This window comes from Meiothermus luteus, from assembly GCF_003574085.1.
Lineage (GTDB): Bacteria > Deinococcota > Deinococci > Deinococcales > Thermaceae > Meiothermus > Meiothermus luteus.
This window is the reverse complement of record NZ_QWKZ01000072.1, coordinates 1-13643: the sequence shown is the minus strand read 5'-3', so window position 1 is coordinate 13643 and position 13643 is coordinate 1. Positions and strand designations below refer to the sequence as shown.

The 13643-nt window shown below is 65.3% G+C and carries 14 protein-coding genes; 5 read left to right on the top strand and 9 right to left on the bottom strand.

What is annotated here, in order from left to right:
• The coding region (locus tag Mlute_RS10665; protein ID WP_407942650.1) for a phytoene desaturase family protein at positions 1–685 on the top strand (685 nt) is incomplete at its 5' end.
• On the opposite strand, the gene Mlute_RS10660 is transcribed toward Mlute_RS10665, so the two are convergent.
• The 5 genes from Mlute_RS10660 to Mlute_RS10640 form a co-directional block, all read right to left on the bottom strand.
• Positions 639–2396: a penicillin-binding transpeptidase domain-containing protein gene (locus Mlute_RS10660; protein WP_119360633.1), complete on the bottom strand. Its 1758-nt coding sequence runs from the start codon at positions 2394–2396 to the stop codon at positions 639–641. The two genes, Mlute_RS10665 and Mlute_RS10660, sit on opposite strands and share 47 nt — an antisense overlap.
• Before the next feature lie 9 nt (positions 2397–2405).
• Positions 2406–2876 carry a rod shape-determining protein MreD gene (mreD, locus tag Mlute_RS10655; RefSeq protein WP_119360632.1) on the bottom strand — a complete coding sequence of 157 codons (471 nt, stop codon included), beginning with the start codon at positions 2874–2876 and terminating at the stop codon, positions 2406–2408.
• 1 nt (position 2877) lies between these two features.
• The gene (gene mreC, locus Mlute_RS10650) at positions 2878–3669 is read right to left on the bottom strand and encodes a rod shape-determining protein MreC (RefSeq protein WP_119360631.1); all 792 of its coding nucleotides are present in this window, start codon (positions 3667–3669) and stop codon (positions 2878–2880) included.
• 63 nt (positions 3670–3732) lie between these two features.
• Positions 3733–4332: a Maf family protein gene (locus Mlute_RS10645; RefSeq protein WP_119360630.1), complete on the bottom strand. Its 600-nt coding sequence runs from the start codon at positions 4330–4332 to the stop codon at positions 3733–3735.
• Positions 4308–5390, bottom strand: a complete 1083-nt coding sequence (locus Mlute_RS10640) for a phospholipase D-like domain-containing protein (protein WP_119360629.1) — start codon at positions 5388–5390, stop codon at positions 4308–4310. The genes Mlute_RS10645 and Mlute_RS10640 overlap by 25 nt, the downstream gene beginning before the upstream one ends.
• 59 nt (positions 5391–5449) lie before the next feature.
• On the opposite strand from Mlute_RS10640, the gene Mlute_RS10635 reads away from it, so the two are divergent.
• Positions 5450–6391, top strand: a complete 942-nt coding sequence (locus Mlute_RS10635; protein WP_119360628.1) for a ribose-phosphate diphosphokinase — start codon at positions 5450–5452, stop codon at positions 6389–6391.
• Here Mlute_RS10635 and Mlute_RS10630 read toward each other — a convergent pair.
• On the bottom strand, positions 6355–7365 hold the full coding sequence (locus Mlute_RS10630; RefSeq protein WP_182482541.1) for a Wzz/FepE/Etk N-terminal domain-containing protein: 1011 nt from the start codon (positions 7363–7365) through the stop codon (positions 6355–6357). The two genes, Mlute_RS10635 and Mlute_RS10630, sit on opposite strands and share 37 nt — an antisense overlap.
• A gap of 59 nt (positions 7366–7424) precedes the next feature.
• On the opposite strand from Mlute_RS10630, the gene Mlute_RS10625 reads away from it, so the two are divergent.
• Both Mlute_RS10625 and rnr read left to right on the top strand, forming a co-directional pair.
• On the top strand, positions 7425–8660 hold the full coding sequence (locus tag Mlute_RS10625) for an aspartate aminotransferase family protein (RefSeq protein ID WP_119360627.1): 1236 nt from the start codon (positions 7425–7427) through the stop codon (positions 8658–8660).
• Between the two features lie 8 nt (positions 8661–8668).
• Complete coding sequence (gene rnr, locus Mlute_RS10620; RefSeq protein WP_119360626.1) at positions 8669–11023, top strand: ribonuclease R; 2355 nt, start codon at positions 8669–8671, stop codon at positions 11021–11023.
• On the opposite strand, the gene Mlute_RS10615 is transcribed toward rnr, so the two are convergent.
• Complete coding sequence (locus Mlute_RS10615; RefSeq protein ID WP_119360625.1) at positions 11020–11655, bottom strand: hypothetical protein; 636 nt, start codon at positions 11653–11655, stop codon at positions 11020–11022. The genes rnr and Mlute_RS10615 overlap by 4 nt on opposite strands.
• Before the next feature lie 53 nt (positions 11656–11708).
• Positions 11709–11927, bottom strand: a complete 219-nt coding sequence (locus tag Mlute_RS10610) for a transcriptional regulator (RefSeq protein ID WP_119360624.1) — start codon at positions 11925–11927, stop codon at positions 11709–11711.
• Positions 11928–12026: 99 nt separating this feature from the next.
• Between Mlute_RS10610 and murA the strand changes: the two genes are divergently transcribed.
• Positions 12027–13373, top strand: coding sequence for a UDP-N-acetylglucosamine 1-carboxyvinyltransferase (gene murA, locus Mlute_RS10605; protein WP_119360623.1), 1347 nt, complete (start codon positions 12027–12029; stop codon positions 13371–13373).
• Here the strand turns inward: murA and Mlute_RS10600 are convergent.
• Positions 13370–13643: DinB family protein (locus Mlute_RS10600; protein ID WP_220452077.1), on the bottom strand; the 274-nt coding region annotated here is incomplete at its 5' end. The genes murA and Mlute_RS10600 overlap by 4 nt on opposite strands.

Genomic DNA, 13643 nt, shown 5'->3' with positions numbered 1-13643 from the left:
GGGGGGGCGGCGCAGGGGGGAGCGGGAGGTTCTTGAGGCCGAGGTCTTCGTGGCCAACCTAACCCCGGGCGACCTGGCTGCTCTTCTACCAGGAGGGGCCCAGGCTGCCCCACCCCCGGACGCCTGGGGGGCGTTCGTCCTCCATGCGGTGTTGCCCGAGGCGCAGGTGCCCCCAGGGGCGCCCTATCGCCAGTGGGCCGGGGATGGGGACTGGGTTTTTGTGAGCCTTTCCGAGCCAGGCGACCCTGGACGGGGCCATCCGGGTTTTCGGGTGCTTTCCGCCTCGGTGCACACCCCACTTTCGGTCTGGCGGGGGCTTTCCCAGGAGGAGTATCGCCAAAGAAAGGCCCTTTGGCAGGCTCGAGTGGAGGCCCAGGTAGAGCGGCTCATACCGGGTTTCAGGGCGGCCGCCCGGTTTATCCTGGGGGCCACTCCCCGCACCTTTCAGTTCTACACCGGCCGGCAGGACGGCTGGGTGGGCGGGTATCCCCAGGTGCACCCCTTGCGGACCCTGAGCCCCCGCACCCCCTACCCCAACCTATGGCGGGTGGGGGAGACCATTTTTCCCGGGCAGTCGGTGCCGGCGGTGGCGCTGGGGGGCGAGCGGGTGGCGGCGTTGGTGTTGGCTCGAGCCGGCTCTAGCGCGCCTCGGGAGCTGTCCCTACCCTCCAGTAGGCGGCCATGACCTTACGCGCGGCGGGCAGAGCTACCCCGCTCCCCTCACCGCCGTTTTCAAAAAAGGCCACCACCACCAAAGGGGGCCGGGGGTCAGCGGGGTCGGTGGGGCCGTAGCCCATGTACCAGGCGTGCTCGAGGCCTGGGGTTAGGGTTTCGTTCTGGGCAGTGCCGGTCTTTCCCGCGGTGGCCACCGGGAACTCTCCCAGCACGTGCCGCGCGGTGCCCTCGGTCACGGTTTTGCGCAGGCCCTCCTGGAGTTCCTTCCAGTAGCGCCCGCTCACCGAGGCGACGGGCCGCCGGACCTCCTGATCCCCAATCCGGCGGACCAGGTGCAGCTCGGGCTGCTGGCCGTTCTGGGCAATGGTGGCCAGCATCCGGGCGATCTGGACGGGGGTGGCCTTGTTGTAGCCCTGCCCAATCACGATGGAGAGGGTTTCCCCTGGCCACCAGCGCGGGTCTTTGGGGAAGTTCTGCCGCTTCCACTGCAAGGAGGGCACGATGCCGGTTTGCTCCCCTATCTCCAGCCCCGCGGGGCGGCCGAGGCCCAGTTCCAGGGCCCGCTTGTGTAGCTTATCTACCATTCCAACCGGGTCCAGCAGGGCCATTTGGTAGTACCAGGTGTTGCAGCTTTGGGCGATGGCCTCTTTGACCGTCATCATCCCCATGTCGTAGCGGGCCCAGTTGCGCCGGATGCCGCCGTAGACGATGTAGGGGCTGCAGCGGAAGGTGGTGTTCGGCGTTACATAGCCGCTTTCTAGGGCCAGGCTCGAGCTCACCAGCTTGTAGGTGGAGCCGGGGGGATAGGCGTTCACCGCTCGGTTCAGGGTAGGGCGGTCGGGGTCGCTGAAAAGCTCGCGGATTTTGTCGTTGGGCCGCGGTCTGCGGCCAAACAGGTTGGGGTCAAAGCTTGGTGAGGTGGCCATGGCCAGTATCTCCCCGTTGCGGGGGTCCAAGGCCACGATGGCCCCCTTGGCCTGCCGCACCAGCGGTAGGCCGTTGCGCTGCCGGATGCGATTAATATCGGCCACAGCCTCTTCTAGGGCCCGCTCGGCGACCCGCTGCAGCGTGAGGTCAATGGTCAGATAGACGTCGCTGCCCGGTTGGGGCTCGCGCAGCTCCTGGAAGCGGACCCGCTGGCCCCGGGCGTTCACCTCGGCCAGCACCACCCCCTTGATGCCCTTGAGGTGGCCCTCTAGGGCAGCCTCGAGGCCCGCCACACCCACCAGCTCCTCCGGGGCGTAGCCCTCCTCGAGCTGCTCCTGGTTGGGCAAGGCGGTGTACCCGACCACCGGCCCCGAGATGGGGTTAGGGTAGACCCGCTCAATGCGCTCCTGAAGCTTCAGACTGGGTTCCACCGCGCTCAGCTCGGCCAGGGTGGGCACCAACGCCTCGGGGACATTGGTCATGAGCTCCACTGGTTCCCGCACCACCTTGGGCAGCTCCTTGAGGCCGGTGAGGGCTAGAAGGCGGTCTTTTAGGTACACCTCGCCGCCTAGGTAGAGCAGGTCTACCGCCAGGCGATTGGTGGCGATAACCTGGCCGTTTCGGTCCAGGATTCTGCCCCTGGGGGCTAGGGTGGTCTCGGTGCGGAGGTAGTTGCCCTGGCTTTTGGTGGCGTACTGTTCGTACTGAAGGACCTGGAGCTGCCACAGCCGCCCCACAAAGACCAGGAGCAGGGTGTAGAAAAGCCCCAAAAGAACCCAGACCCGCCCGTTCATCCGCCCCCCCTACGAATTGGGCATTCGGGGCTGAAAAATTCTGAAGAAAAGCGGGGCCACCAACAGCGTCAGGACCATCTCCGGCAGGATAACCGGCCACAGGGTGAGAGGGTTAAAGGCCTCCAACCTCATCCAAACGGCCACCAGCCCCAGGCCCAGCCACTTGGCCAGGTAGCTGCCTCCCAGGATTACCAACTGCCCAGCGGGCTCATCCCAGTGAACCAGCCTAGAGAGCCGGTAGTAGGCGTAGGCGGCCAGCAGGAGTCCCACCCCGTGTAATCCCGGGTACCCCGCCGAAAGCAGGTCCTGAAGGACTCCTAGGGCAAAGGCTAGGGGGAGCCCGGCGTAGGGGGAGGTGCTGGCGGCCAGCAGCAAAGCGCAAAGGTAGATGAGGTCGGGAGGAGCCAGGTCGTCCCCCAGCAGACCCGACGCAAGGCTTTGCAGTAGAAAGCTCAGGAGAATTGCCGGGAAGAGTCGCATACTAAAGGGGTTTGAGCACCTGCACTTCCTCCAGTAAGGATAGCTGGACCGCAGGGCGTACCAGCAAGACCTTTTTTAGGGCGCCAGGGGAATAGGGGAGGACCTGCTCCACCGTTCCTACGGTGATGCCGGCTGGGTAGAGCCCCTGCAGGGCGCCTGTGACCACCTTATCCCCGGGTTTGACCTGGGCCTCGGGCGCGATTTCCACCCGTAGCATCCGAGGCGGGGCACCGTAGGCAATTCCTCGCCCAGGGGTGTTGGCCAGCCGCACCCCCACCCGCGACTCCGGATCAAGGATGGTGCGCACCACGGCTTGGTTGGGGGTGACCTCGGTGATGATGCCCACCAGCCCGCTGGGGGTGGTCACCGGCATGCCCACCCGGAGCCCTTGGGCCGAGCCGACCCCTAGGAAGAGGCGTTGGTAGAGGCCCGAAGGGTCCTCGCCTATTACCGGGGCCACCGCTGCGATTCCCAGGCCCTGCCCGGCCTGCACCCGCAAGGCCGCTTGTAGCCTGCGGTTTTCCAGGGTGAGGCGCTGGTTCTCCTGTTTGAGCTGCATCAGCTCGGTCTGGACCCGACGCAGTTCGGCCCGCAGGTCGCGCCGGTCTAAAAAAGCTGCCAGGCTGGCCCTTAGGTTCTGTCCCAGCCTGAAGGAAAGGCCGAATAGGGGTGCGGTGCGGGCAGAGAACTCCCCCGGCAGACTGGGGACGGACTGCCGGGTAAGGGTGGCCAGCAAAACCCCTAGGACCAGGAGTCCTACCAGCAGGAGGCGGCGGGCTAGGGTGTCGCTCATGGGGTTCCTCTTCGTAGGCCTGCGGCCGTGCCCTGCAAGAGTCTAACCTGGGGGTGGCCCTTTTTAGGCTAGAGGCGAAAAATAGCCGTGCTCCAAAAGGCGTTGCCAGACCCGGCTCACAGGCAACCCCATCACGGCGTAGAAGTCGCCCTGAATACCCTCAATGAAGACCATTCCCAATCCCTGGGCCCCATAACCCCCAGCCTTGTCCAAACCCTCGCCGCTTTGCAGGTACCACTCGAGCTCCCATTCCCCTAAGGTGCGAAAGGTCACCTGGGCCGCCACCACCTCGCTGTGCAGGTGGCCGTCTGGCCTCAGGAGGGCAAAGCCGGTGTGGACGGTGTGGGTACGGCCAGACAGGCGGCGCAGAAATGCCCTGTTCTCCTCGCTGTTTCGGGGTTTGCCCAGCACCTCCTGGCCTAGGGCCACCACCGTGTCGGCGGCCAGCACCCAGCGCCCTGGGCTTTGGGCGGCTCGAGCCTTTTCTACCGCTAGGGCCTGGGCCATGGCCGCCGGGGGTAGGTGGGACAGCCTGTTCTCGTCCAGATGAGCCGGGGCCACCTCAAAGGGCAGGCCAAGCCGGTACAGCAGCTCGGCCCGGCGGGGGCTTTGCGAGGCCAGCACCAGGGTAGGAAGGCTCATAGGGGTTTTCCAGACCGCCATATCCGCTCCACCTCTTGCCGGTAGCGCTGGGCCAGCTCCGGGCTGTTTAGGACCAGCAGGTTCTCGTTGTTGCGCCGAAAGCCCGAGTTGGTGAAGTTGTAGCTGCCCGTAATCACCCAGGTGTTGTCCACCACCATAACCTTATGGTGCATGGTGTAGGGGTTGCCGTCCTGGCGTACTTCAATGCCGGCCCTTCTTAGGGGCTCGGTGCGGGAGTTGACCAGGTTGCGGCCGTCTATGACCACCCGCACGGCCGCGCCCCGCCGGTGGGCCCTTACCAAGGCCTCCACCACGCGCTCATCCGTAAGGACATAGGCCGCCACAAAGACCTCTTGGCGGGCGCCCTCCAGAACCTGGAGGATGGCTTCCCGCCCTTGGGTTCCTCCGGCGGGGCTGAAGTAAACGGTGCCTTGGGTGGACCCCACCTGGAAGTGCGCCGGGCGGCCCAGGCCGCTTTCCTGCCCGGAGAAAAGCGCCTCAAACTCTGCTCGGTAGGCCATCACCAGCCCTTCTACGGGCAGCCAGAGGCTGTTCTCATCGTTGCGCTCAAAGGCGTTCCAGGTCAGGTTGGTGCTGCCCGTCCAAACCCCCTTTTGGTCAATCAGCACGAACTTGTGGTGCATCAGGGCGTTGTCGCGGGTATCGTAACAGACCTCGATCCGCCGCAAGGTTTCACAGCGAGCCCGGCTCTGGCTGGGGATCCCTAGGCTCTCCCGCAGCTCGCGGCGGTAGTCCGATTCACTGAAAATCCGCACCCGTACGCCCCGCTGGGCTGCCTGCAGGAGGGCCTGGCCAATCTCAAGGTCCTCCAACTCCAGCACCGCCACCTCAACCTGTTGCTGCGCCGAGTCCAGGAGTTCAATCAGGCGCCGTTTGGCCGCGGGGCCCTGCTGGGGGGCAAAGTACAGCTCCAGCCCTCCTTCGGCCCGGTAGGCCGGGGGTATGGGGTGGGGAAGGCTTTGCCAGAGGAGGTACACGAGCAACCCAACCAGGAGGAGCAGCCCGCGCCATTCCCTCTGGCGACGCCTTCGGGTAGGTCGTAGGGTATACCGCCGCATGCCAGGTGCTTACTCTACACCGCAGCCCGAGGAATTGTCTGCTATGCTTTCAGGCGGTTATGGAACGACCCTTGATGGTCTTCAGCGGCCAGTCCAACCTCGCGCTGGCCCGGGAAATCGCCGATAATTTGGGAATTCCTCTAGGGAAAAGCACCACCCAGCGCTTTGCCAATGACTGCCTCTTTGTCCGGTATGAGCAGAGCCTGCGTGAAGGGGACATCTTCATCATCCAGTCCCTCACACCGCCGGTGCAGGATCACCTGGTGGAGCTGCTGATGATGATTGACGCCGCCAAGAGCAGCAGCGCGGCCCGGGTTACCGCGGTGATTCCCTACTACGCCTATGCCCGTAGCGACAAGAAGGACGCGCCGCGCATCTCTATTGCCGCTCGGCTGGTGGCCGACCTTATCCAGACCGCCGGCGCTGACCGGGTCTTGACCATGACCCTACACTCGGCCCAGGTGCACGGCTTCTTCAAGGTTCCGGTGGACCACCTTTCAGCCGAACCGGTCATCGCCAACTACTTCGCTACCCGGCTGGAGGGCTTGGAGAACGCCGTGGTGGTGGCCCCGGACGCGGGGGACCTGAAGCGGGCCAGCTCGCTGGCCCGCAGGTTGGCCTTGCCCATCGCTTTTATTGACAAGCAGCGCCTCTCCGATACGGAGGTGACCTCGAGGGGCCTCGTGGGGGATGTTCAGGGAAAGACCGCCCTGATTGTGGACGACGAGGTTTCCACCGCCGGTACCCTGGTGCAGGCCGCCGAACTTTTGGTACAGCATGGGGCCGAAGCAGTCTATGCGGCCTTCACCCACGGGGTGTACGTGGGGCCGGCCATTGAGCGGATTGAACGGGCCCCCATCGTGGAGGTGGCGGCCACCAATACCTGCGCTTACCGGGCCCAGGTCAGCCAGAAGATCAAGCAGCTCAGCGTGGGGCCGCTTTTTGCTGAGGCCATCTGGCGGATTCACCGCGGCGAGTCGGTTTCCTCGCTTTTTACGTAGCTGGGCGAGGAGACCACAGGGATGAGTTGGGTTCTTCTGCCATTGACCTCCTGCACCCCGGGGGGGCTGGTGGGGGGTTGAATGGCCTCGGCCACCAAGGCCCCCATCACCCCTAGGATGAGCCCCAGGACCACCGCCGCCGCAGTGAACAGGACGGGCCTGGGGAAGCTGGGCCGCAGGGGCTCGGCGGGGGGTACAAGCACCTGGACCAAAAGCGCTTGGCTGATGAGCTGGTTGATGGAAGTGGGGTTTTTTAGAAGCTCGCTGAGCACCGCAATGCGGGCCTCGAGCTGAGCGGTTTGGGAGCGCAGCCGGGACTCGTCTAGGCTCAAGCTGGTGTAGGCGGGCGTAGCGCTGCGGGCAGTCTGGGGGTCATTTCCCCGGGCCTCGAGGGCCGCGGCTAAGGAGGGGTCGGCGTTGACCCGGTCGGGGGCCTGGGCGAGCTGAGCCTGGATGCCCTTTAGGCCGTCCTGGGCTGTTTTAAGGTCAAAACGGAACTGGGTGAGGGCGGCCTGGAGGTTGGCCCGAGCCCCTTCCAGGAGGGTTTGCTCCAGGTAGTTCCGGGCGACCCGTAGGATTCGTTCGGCACGCTCTTTGGCCTCCTGGGGGGTGCGGCCTTGGGCGGTGAGGAACAGTAGGCCTCGCTTTTCGTCAAAGCGGGCCCGGTAGTAGCGGCTGGGGTCGTCTATTCCGAGCTGCTCGGCCAGAAGGCGGGTCTGTTGTAGGTCCACGAACCCCTGGGCTAGTCCGGGGAGGGAGGGTAGGTTGTTGAGCAGGCCCTGGCTGGACTGGTTGGAGAGGGAGAGGCTGACCACCACCTGGCTGGTGTAGGTCTTGGGCCACAGCAGGCTGAAGGCCAAGACGGCCAGCCCTAGCCCCAGGGGCAGGCCCAGGACCAACCGGACCCGGCGCTTGAGCATCAGGTAGATGTCTCTCAGGGAAACCTCATCGGGAGGTTGCGTTTCGTTTGCCATCGTCGCGGTATTCTAACAAAATCCCCGGGGGCCTGCTCGTGGTAAACTTTAGCCCGACCATGACCCTCTTTGAGCAGTTCGAGCGGCATATCAACCCTGGCCTGGCGGGGCTGCTTCGCTTCACCGGCCTGGATAGGGTGGAATCCCACGCTGAAGGGGTGTACGTGTGGGACACCGAGGGCAAGCGCTACCTGGACTTTCTGGGCCTCTACGGAACCCTCTCCCTGGGGCACCGGCACCCCAAGGTGGTGGCTGCGGTGGAGCGGCAGCTTGGGCGCATGCCTATGTCGGTGCGGGTTTTGGTCTCCGAGCCGACCACCCGTCTGGCCGCTCGGCTGGCCGAGCTGGCGCCGGGGCCGCTCTCCATGGTCTACTTTGGCAATTCCGGGGCCGAGGGGGTAGAGGCCGCGCTCAAGTTCGCCCGCTTTTACACCGGGAAGCCCGGATTTATCACCACCGAAGGGGGGTACCACGGCAAGACCTTCGGGGCCCTCTCCGTCACCCCTCGGGAGGCCTACCAGGCCCCGGCCCGGCCCCTCCTGCCTGGGGTGAAGGTGGTGCCCTTTGGCGACGCCCAGGCGGTGGCCCAGGCGATTGACTCGGATACTGCGGCGGTGATCGTAGAGCCCATCCAGGGCGAGGGGGGCATCCGGGTACCGCCCGAGGGGTATCTCCGGGAGCTGCGGCGCATGACCCAGGAGCGGGGGGTGCTGCTTATTGCCGATGAGGTGCAGACCGGTCTGGGCCGCACGGGGAAGCTCTGGGCGGTGGACTGGGAAGGGGTCGAGCCGGATATCCTGGTGAGCGCCAAGGCCTTGGGGGGTGGGGTGATGCCCATCTCGGCCACCCTGGCTCGCCCCGAGATTCTCACCATCTACAAAGACCAGCCCCTTATCCACTCCTCCACCTTTGGGGGCAATCCTCTGGCTGCCGCGGCGGCCCTAGCAGCCCTGGAGGTTATTGTGGAAGAGGGCCTGCCGGAGCGCGCTTTGGAGATGGGGGCCTGCTTGGTGCAGGGCCTTTTGGAGCTTCAGCGGGCTTTCCCTGAGTTTATCCAGGAGGTGCGGGGCCGGGGGCTCATGCTGGGCCTGGAGTTCACCGACGCCGACATTGGGGCGGTGGTGGTGGCTGAGCTGGCTGCGCGGGGGGTGATCACCGCCTTTGGCCTCAACAACCCCAAGGTGGTGCGCCTGGAGCCTCCCCTTATCGTGGAGAGGGTCCACATTGAGGAGGCCTTGGCGGCGCTGGCCGGGGCCCTGGAGGCCACCCGGGTGGCCTTTGAAGGTGTGCTTTAGGGCGCTTTATGCTCGAGCAGATATACGAGTTTTTGAAGAAGCGCCCCAACAAGCGGCACAGCTTGCGGGAGGTGGTGCGGGGTTTGGGCCTGGAAAAAGACCAGGCCAAAGCTGCCTTGGAGCTCCTGGTGGCCGAAGGTAAGGTGCTGGAGCCACGGCGTAAGCTTTACGAGTTGCCCGAGGCTCGAGCCGAGAAGGGGCTGAGGGGCCGCCTTCAGGCCCACCCGGCGGGCTTTGCCTTCGTGCTGCCGGAAGACCCTAACCTGCCTGATCTCTACATTCCCAAAGGGCATCTGGGCGGGGCCTGGCACGGCGACCTGGTGCGGGCCGAGGCCCGCCCGCCGGGCCGCGATGGCCGGCCCTGGGGGGCGGTGGTGGCGGTGCTCGAGCGGGCCAACCACCAGGTGGTGGGGCGGCTTTACTTCAAGAAGGGCTACGCCTGGCTCAGGCCAGACGATCCCCGTCTGCCTCCTTTGAAGCTCAAGCCGGAGGGCTTGGAGGGCTTGGAAGCGGGGGGCCGGCTTTCGGTACGGGTGGAGTTTCCCCCGCGGGGCGAGCCCTACGGTGAGGTGGCGGCCTACCTGGGGCAGGGCGAGGGGCCGGAGGTGGAGACCGAGGCCATCATCGCTAAATATGGCCTGCGAAGTAGCTTTCCTCCGGAGGCCCTGGCCGAGGCGGAGCGGGTGGCCCGCATTGAGCCTGAGGAGGTGGCCCGCCGGGAGGATTTCCGGGGTCTAAAGGTCTTCACCATTGACGGGGCCGATGCCAAGGACTTTGACGACGCCATTCACATTGAACCCTTGCCGAATGGGAACTACCGCGTAGGCATTCACATCGCTGATGTGTCCCACTATGTTCGGGAAGGGGGGCCTTTGGACCAAGAGGCCTATGAGCGGGCCACCAGCGTCTACCTGCCGGGGCGGGTGCTGCCCATGCTGCCCGAGGCCCTGTCCAACGGGATTTGCTCCCTCAAGCCAGGGGAGGATCGGCTGGTCCTGTCGGTGCTGGTGGAGCTCACCCCCAAGGGGAAGGTCAAGGGCTACCGCTTTACTGAAGGGGTGATCCGCAGCGTGGCCCGCCTGACCTATGAGGCCGTGGAGGCCTTTGCCGAGGCTAGAGAAAAAGGGGAGCCTCCCCCTGAGGGGGCCATCCCGCCGGATTTGTACCCCGACCTCGAGCTTTTGCTAAACCTGACCCAGACCCTAAAACAACGGCGGCTCGAGCAGGGCGCGCTGGACTTCCACTTTACCGAGGTCAAGGTTGAGGTAGATGCGGAGGGCAATCTTCACCTTCTGCCGTTGCGCGAGCCCCGGGCCCGCAGCCTGATTGAAGAGCTGATGCTGCTGGCCAACCGCACCGTGGCCAAACACTTAGCCGAGCGCAAGATTCCGGCGCTTTTCCGGGTGCACGAGGACCCCAGCCAGGAGGCCTTCACCAAGCTGGTCAACGCCCTGAGCCGGCTTGGCTACAGCCTGCCAGGGGGAGAGCCCACCCCCAAGGCCCTGCAGGCGGTTTTGCGGCAGGCCGAGGGTCGTCCGGAAGCGCCGGTGGTTTCCACCCTGCTCCTGCGCTCCTTGCGGCTGGCCCGCTACGCGGCGGAGAACCTGGGCCACTTTGGTCTGGCGGCGGAGCACTATTTGCATTTCACCAGCCCCATCCGACGCTACCCTGACCTGGTGGTGCACCGGGTGCTGCGCGCCCTTTTGCGCCGCCGGGCCACACAGGCCCGCAAGGAGGACTGGGCCCGCCGGTTCCCCAAGATGGCCCTGCACGTTTCCGAGCGGGAGCGGGCCGCGGAAAATGCCGAGCGCGAGCTGACCAAGTACTACCAGTGCCTCTGGGCCTTGCGCCACCGGGGCGAGGTGTACACCGGTACCGTTTCGGGGGTGACCAGCTTTGGGGTTTTCGTGAGCCTACCGAATGGGGTAGAAGGCATGGTGCGGCTTGGGGCTTTGCGGGACGACCAGTACCACTATCATGAGGACCTGCTGGCCCTGGAGGGCCTGCGGAGTAAACGGCGAATTCGCATAGGGGATGAGATGGAAGTGAAGATTGAGGGAGCTGACCCGTCCGCCAGACAGATTGACCTGACGCCCACCGAGGGCTTTTTTGACCAGGCTAAGGCAGAGCGTAAAAAGAAGGCGCCGCCCCGTAAAGTTGCTGCCACCGAGCCCAAGGGCCCGCCCCCCCACGCCAAGGCCCGGCCACGGCGGGTGGTGGGCCCACCAGAGGAGCGCCGGGGCTTTACCAAGCCGGTGAAGGTCAAGGTACAGAAAATCTACTTTGGCGCCTGGGGGGCCGAGGCCCCGACCGAGCCAGCACCGGCCAAAAAGAAACGCCGCAGGCGGCGAAGGAAGGCCTAAAGGCCGAACCAGGTGAAGGGGTAGTAGGACAGGAGCTCCTCCCGGTGAGGCTCCACCAGCGCTTTGTTGCCTGAGGAGGATTGGGGCTGCCCCATCTCCACGCGGGGGTTGAAGTCGCCAGCCCCAATCTGGCGTAGCACCTCGCTGGGGTCAAGCTGCGGCAGCCCCAGCCCCAAGGCGGCGTAGGCCTGCCGCCTAATCCAGGCGTACTCCCCCAACGATAGGCCCTCTCGGTTTAGCGCCTCTACCTGGAGGCGCTTGGCCTCCACGATGAGGGCGCTGGAGTCGCGGAACAGGTCAAGGGCGGTGCGGTAGTCTAGGGTGAGCTGGCCTACCTGCTGGTTGGCGAGCTGCTCTAGGCGGGCGGCGATGCGCTGGTAGCGTTCCCCCAGGCCTTGCTTGACCTGCCGCTGCACCCTGAGCAGCCGTTCCACCTGGTCCTTGCTCAAGCGATCGTCGGCGGGAGGGCGGTAGGGGTTTTGGTTTTTCACCCCTTGGTCCATAACGATGACCTGGCGTAGCTCGTTAACCAGGTTTTGGGCTGGCCGGACCAGGAAGACGTAGGCCGCCCAGCCCCCCAGGGCCAGGAAGAGAAACAGCGCGAGGAGTCCGAATGCGAGCCAGCGGGCCATAGAGTTTAGGATGGCATGGGGTGGGGTAGGATGACTGGGGGCCGGGGTGCAATCTAATCCTCCGCCTCGAGCTTCTTCAGGAGCTCCTTTAGGCGGGCTTTTTCTTGGCCCTCCTCCAGGCCGTCGGCCAGCTTCTCAATGGCCAGCCGCACCACTTCCGACTTGGATACGAGCTGCTCAGGGCTGGAAAGCTCGTAGGCTAGGCGGGTCAGTAGGGCGTCTTGCTCGTCGCTGATGACCACTTGTAGGCGTTTTTTCTCCTTCTTGGGCATGGCGGGTTTTCGCTGAAGACGAACCGTTTCGTGCGTTTCTGGTACAAATTTAGCACGTTGTATTTGTGCTTGACAACACTGCCATGACTCAATACACTCATGGTGAGTATTGTGTGTAACGTAAGCAATAGCCTTCCTCCCCGACAAGACCCGAGGCCCTCTACGGGCAGGGTTCTTGTGGTTCGCGGCGGCGTCCCCCTCAAAGGGGAACTACGGGTTCTCCCAGCAAAGAACTCCGCCCTAAAGCTGATGGCGGCTAGCCTGCTTACAGACCAGCCGGTGGTGCTGGAGGAGGTTCCCCGCCTGCGCGATATTGATGTTCTGCTGGAGCTTTTGGGTCACCTGGGGACCCGCCATGCCTGGGAAGGCCGCACCCTCCACCTCCACACCCCCGAAATCCGCTCCACCCAGGCGCCGTTTGAGCTGGTGAGCAAGATGCGGGCCAGCTTTAACGTCCTAGGGGCTTTGGCGGCTCGAGCCGGGGAAGGCACGGTTCCCCTCCCAGGGGGCTGCACCTTTGCTGAGCGGCCGGTGGACCAGCACATCAAGGCCCTGCGGGCCTTGGGCTTTGAGGTGACCGCTCAGGTTACCGAGCAGGGGATGGCCTACACCGCCCGCCGGCTCAAGCCGGCCTCGGGCCGGGTGGTCTACGACCTGCCCACCCTGGGGGGTACCGAGCAGGCCTTGCTGGCCGCGGCCCTGGGGGGTGAGGCGGTGCTGGTCAACACTCCCCAGGAACCCGAGATAGTGGACCTGTGCCGCTTCTTGGTGCGGATGGGTGTGGAGATAGAGGGCATTGGCAGCAGCATTCTCCACATCAGGGGCAAGCCCCACCTGCGGGGGGTGCGCTACCGGGTCATCCCTGACCGGATAGAGGCCGGCACCTACCTGCTGGCTGCAGCGGCGACCCGCGGCTCCATCACCCTGACCCATGTAGAGCCCTTCCATATGGACGCCCTTTTGGACAAGCTCAGCTACTCGGGGCACCGCATCACCACCGGCCGCGACTGGATTCGCCTGGAGGCGGTACCTGACCCCCAGCCCTTCAACCTCGAGGCCCGCGAGTACCCCGGCTTTGTCACCGACCTCCAGCCCCCGGCCACAGCCTACCTGTGCACGGTGCCTGGCACCTCGCTGGTCTCCGACCGTATCTACCCGGACCGCTTCACCCACGCCGGTGAGCTGGCCCGGATGGGGGCCGACATCACCCTTAAGGACCGCACCCTGATTATTCAAGGCCGCCCGCTGAGCGGAGCCGCGGTGGAGGCCCGGGACATACGGGCTGGAGGAGGCCTGATCATCGCAGCCCTGGCCGCCGAGGGGGAGAGCCATATCGCGGGTCTGCACCACATTGAGCGCGGCTATGAGGATGTGGAGAACCGCTTGAGGAGCCTAGGGGCCCAGGTAGGCCTGCAGCAGCCCGAGCTGGCCCTGGCCGCAGACTAAAGCCGAAAGAAGCCGATCCAGTGGGCCGAGGGCGGGGTCAGGCCGAGCAGGCGGAACTGGGCGGCGAGCTGGCCCCGGTGGAAGTGGGTATGGCTGGTGAAGTGCAGCACGATTTCATCCACCCGGTTGGCCGCGCTGCCGCTGCTGTGGTGGTAGAAGACCCGGCTTTCAGGGCGGGCCCCCTCGAGCCAGCCCCGACGCTTCTGGGCCACCGCCTGCCACAGGGCCTGCAGGCCCTGTGGCAGGCGGTGGCCCAGAAGCGTCGGGGCT

Excerpts from the sequence above, each read along its gene's own strand:
- Mlute_RS10660 (WP_119360633.1), bottom strand. The coding sequence starts at position 2,396 with ATGAACGGGCGGGTCTGGGTTCTTTTGGGGCTTTTCTACACCCTGCTC.
- mreD (WP_119360632.1), bottom strand. The coding sequence starts at position 2,876 with ATGCGACTCTTCCCGGCAATTCTCCTGAGCTTTCTACTGCAAAGCCTT.
- mreC (WP_119360631.1), bottom strand. The coding sequence starts at position 3,669 with ATGAGCGACACCCTAGCCCGCCGCCTCCTGCTGGTAGGACTCCTGGTC.
- Mlute_RS10645 (WP_119360630.1), bottom strand. The coding sequence starts at position 4,332 with ATGGCGGTCTGGAAAACCCCTATGAGCCTTCCTACCCTGGTGCTGGCC.
- Mlute_RS10640 (WP_119360629.1), bottom strand. The coding sequence starts at position 5,390 with ATGCGGCGGTATACCCTACGACCTACCCGAAGGCGTCGCCAGAGGGAA.
- Mlute_RS10635 (WP_119360628.1), top strand. The coding sequence starts at position 5,450 with ATGGAACGACCCTTGATGGTCTTCAGCGGCCAGTCCAACCTCGCGCTG.
- Mlute_RS10630 (WP_182482541.1), bottom strand. The coding sequence starts at position 7,365 with ATGGCAAACGAAACGCAACCTCCCGATGAGGTTTCCCTGAGAGACATC.
- Mlute_RS10625 (WP_119360627.1), top strand. The coding sequence starts at position 7,425 with ATGACCCTCTTTGAGCAGTTCGAGCGGCATATCAACCCTGGCCTGGCG.
- rnr (WP_119360626.1), top strand. The coding sequence starts at position 8,669 with ATGCTCGAGCAGATATACGAGTTTTTGAAGAAGCGCCCCAACAAGCGG.
- Mlute_RS10615 (WP_119360625.1), bottom strand. The coding sequence starts at position 11,655 with ATGGCCCGCTGGCTCGCATTCGGACTCCTCGCGCTGTTTCTCTTCCTG.
- Mlute_RS10610 (WP_119360624.1), bottom strand. The coding sequence starts at position 11,927 with ATGCCCAAGAAGGAGAAAAAACGCCTACAAGTGGTCATCAGCGACGAG.
- murA (WP_119360623.1), top strand. The coding sequence starts at position 12,027 with ATGGTGAGTATTGTGTGTAACGTAAGCAATAGCCTTCCTCCCCGACAA.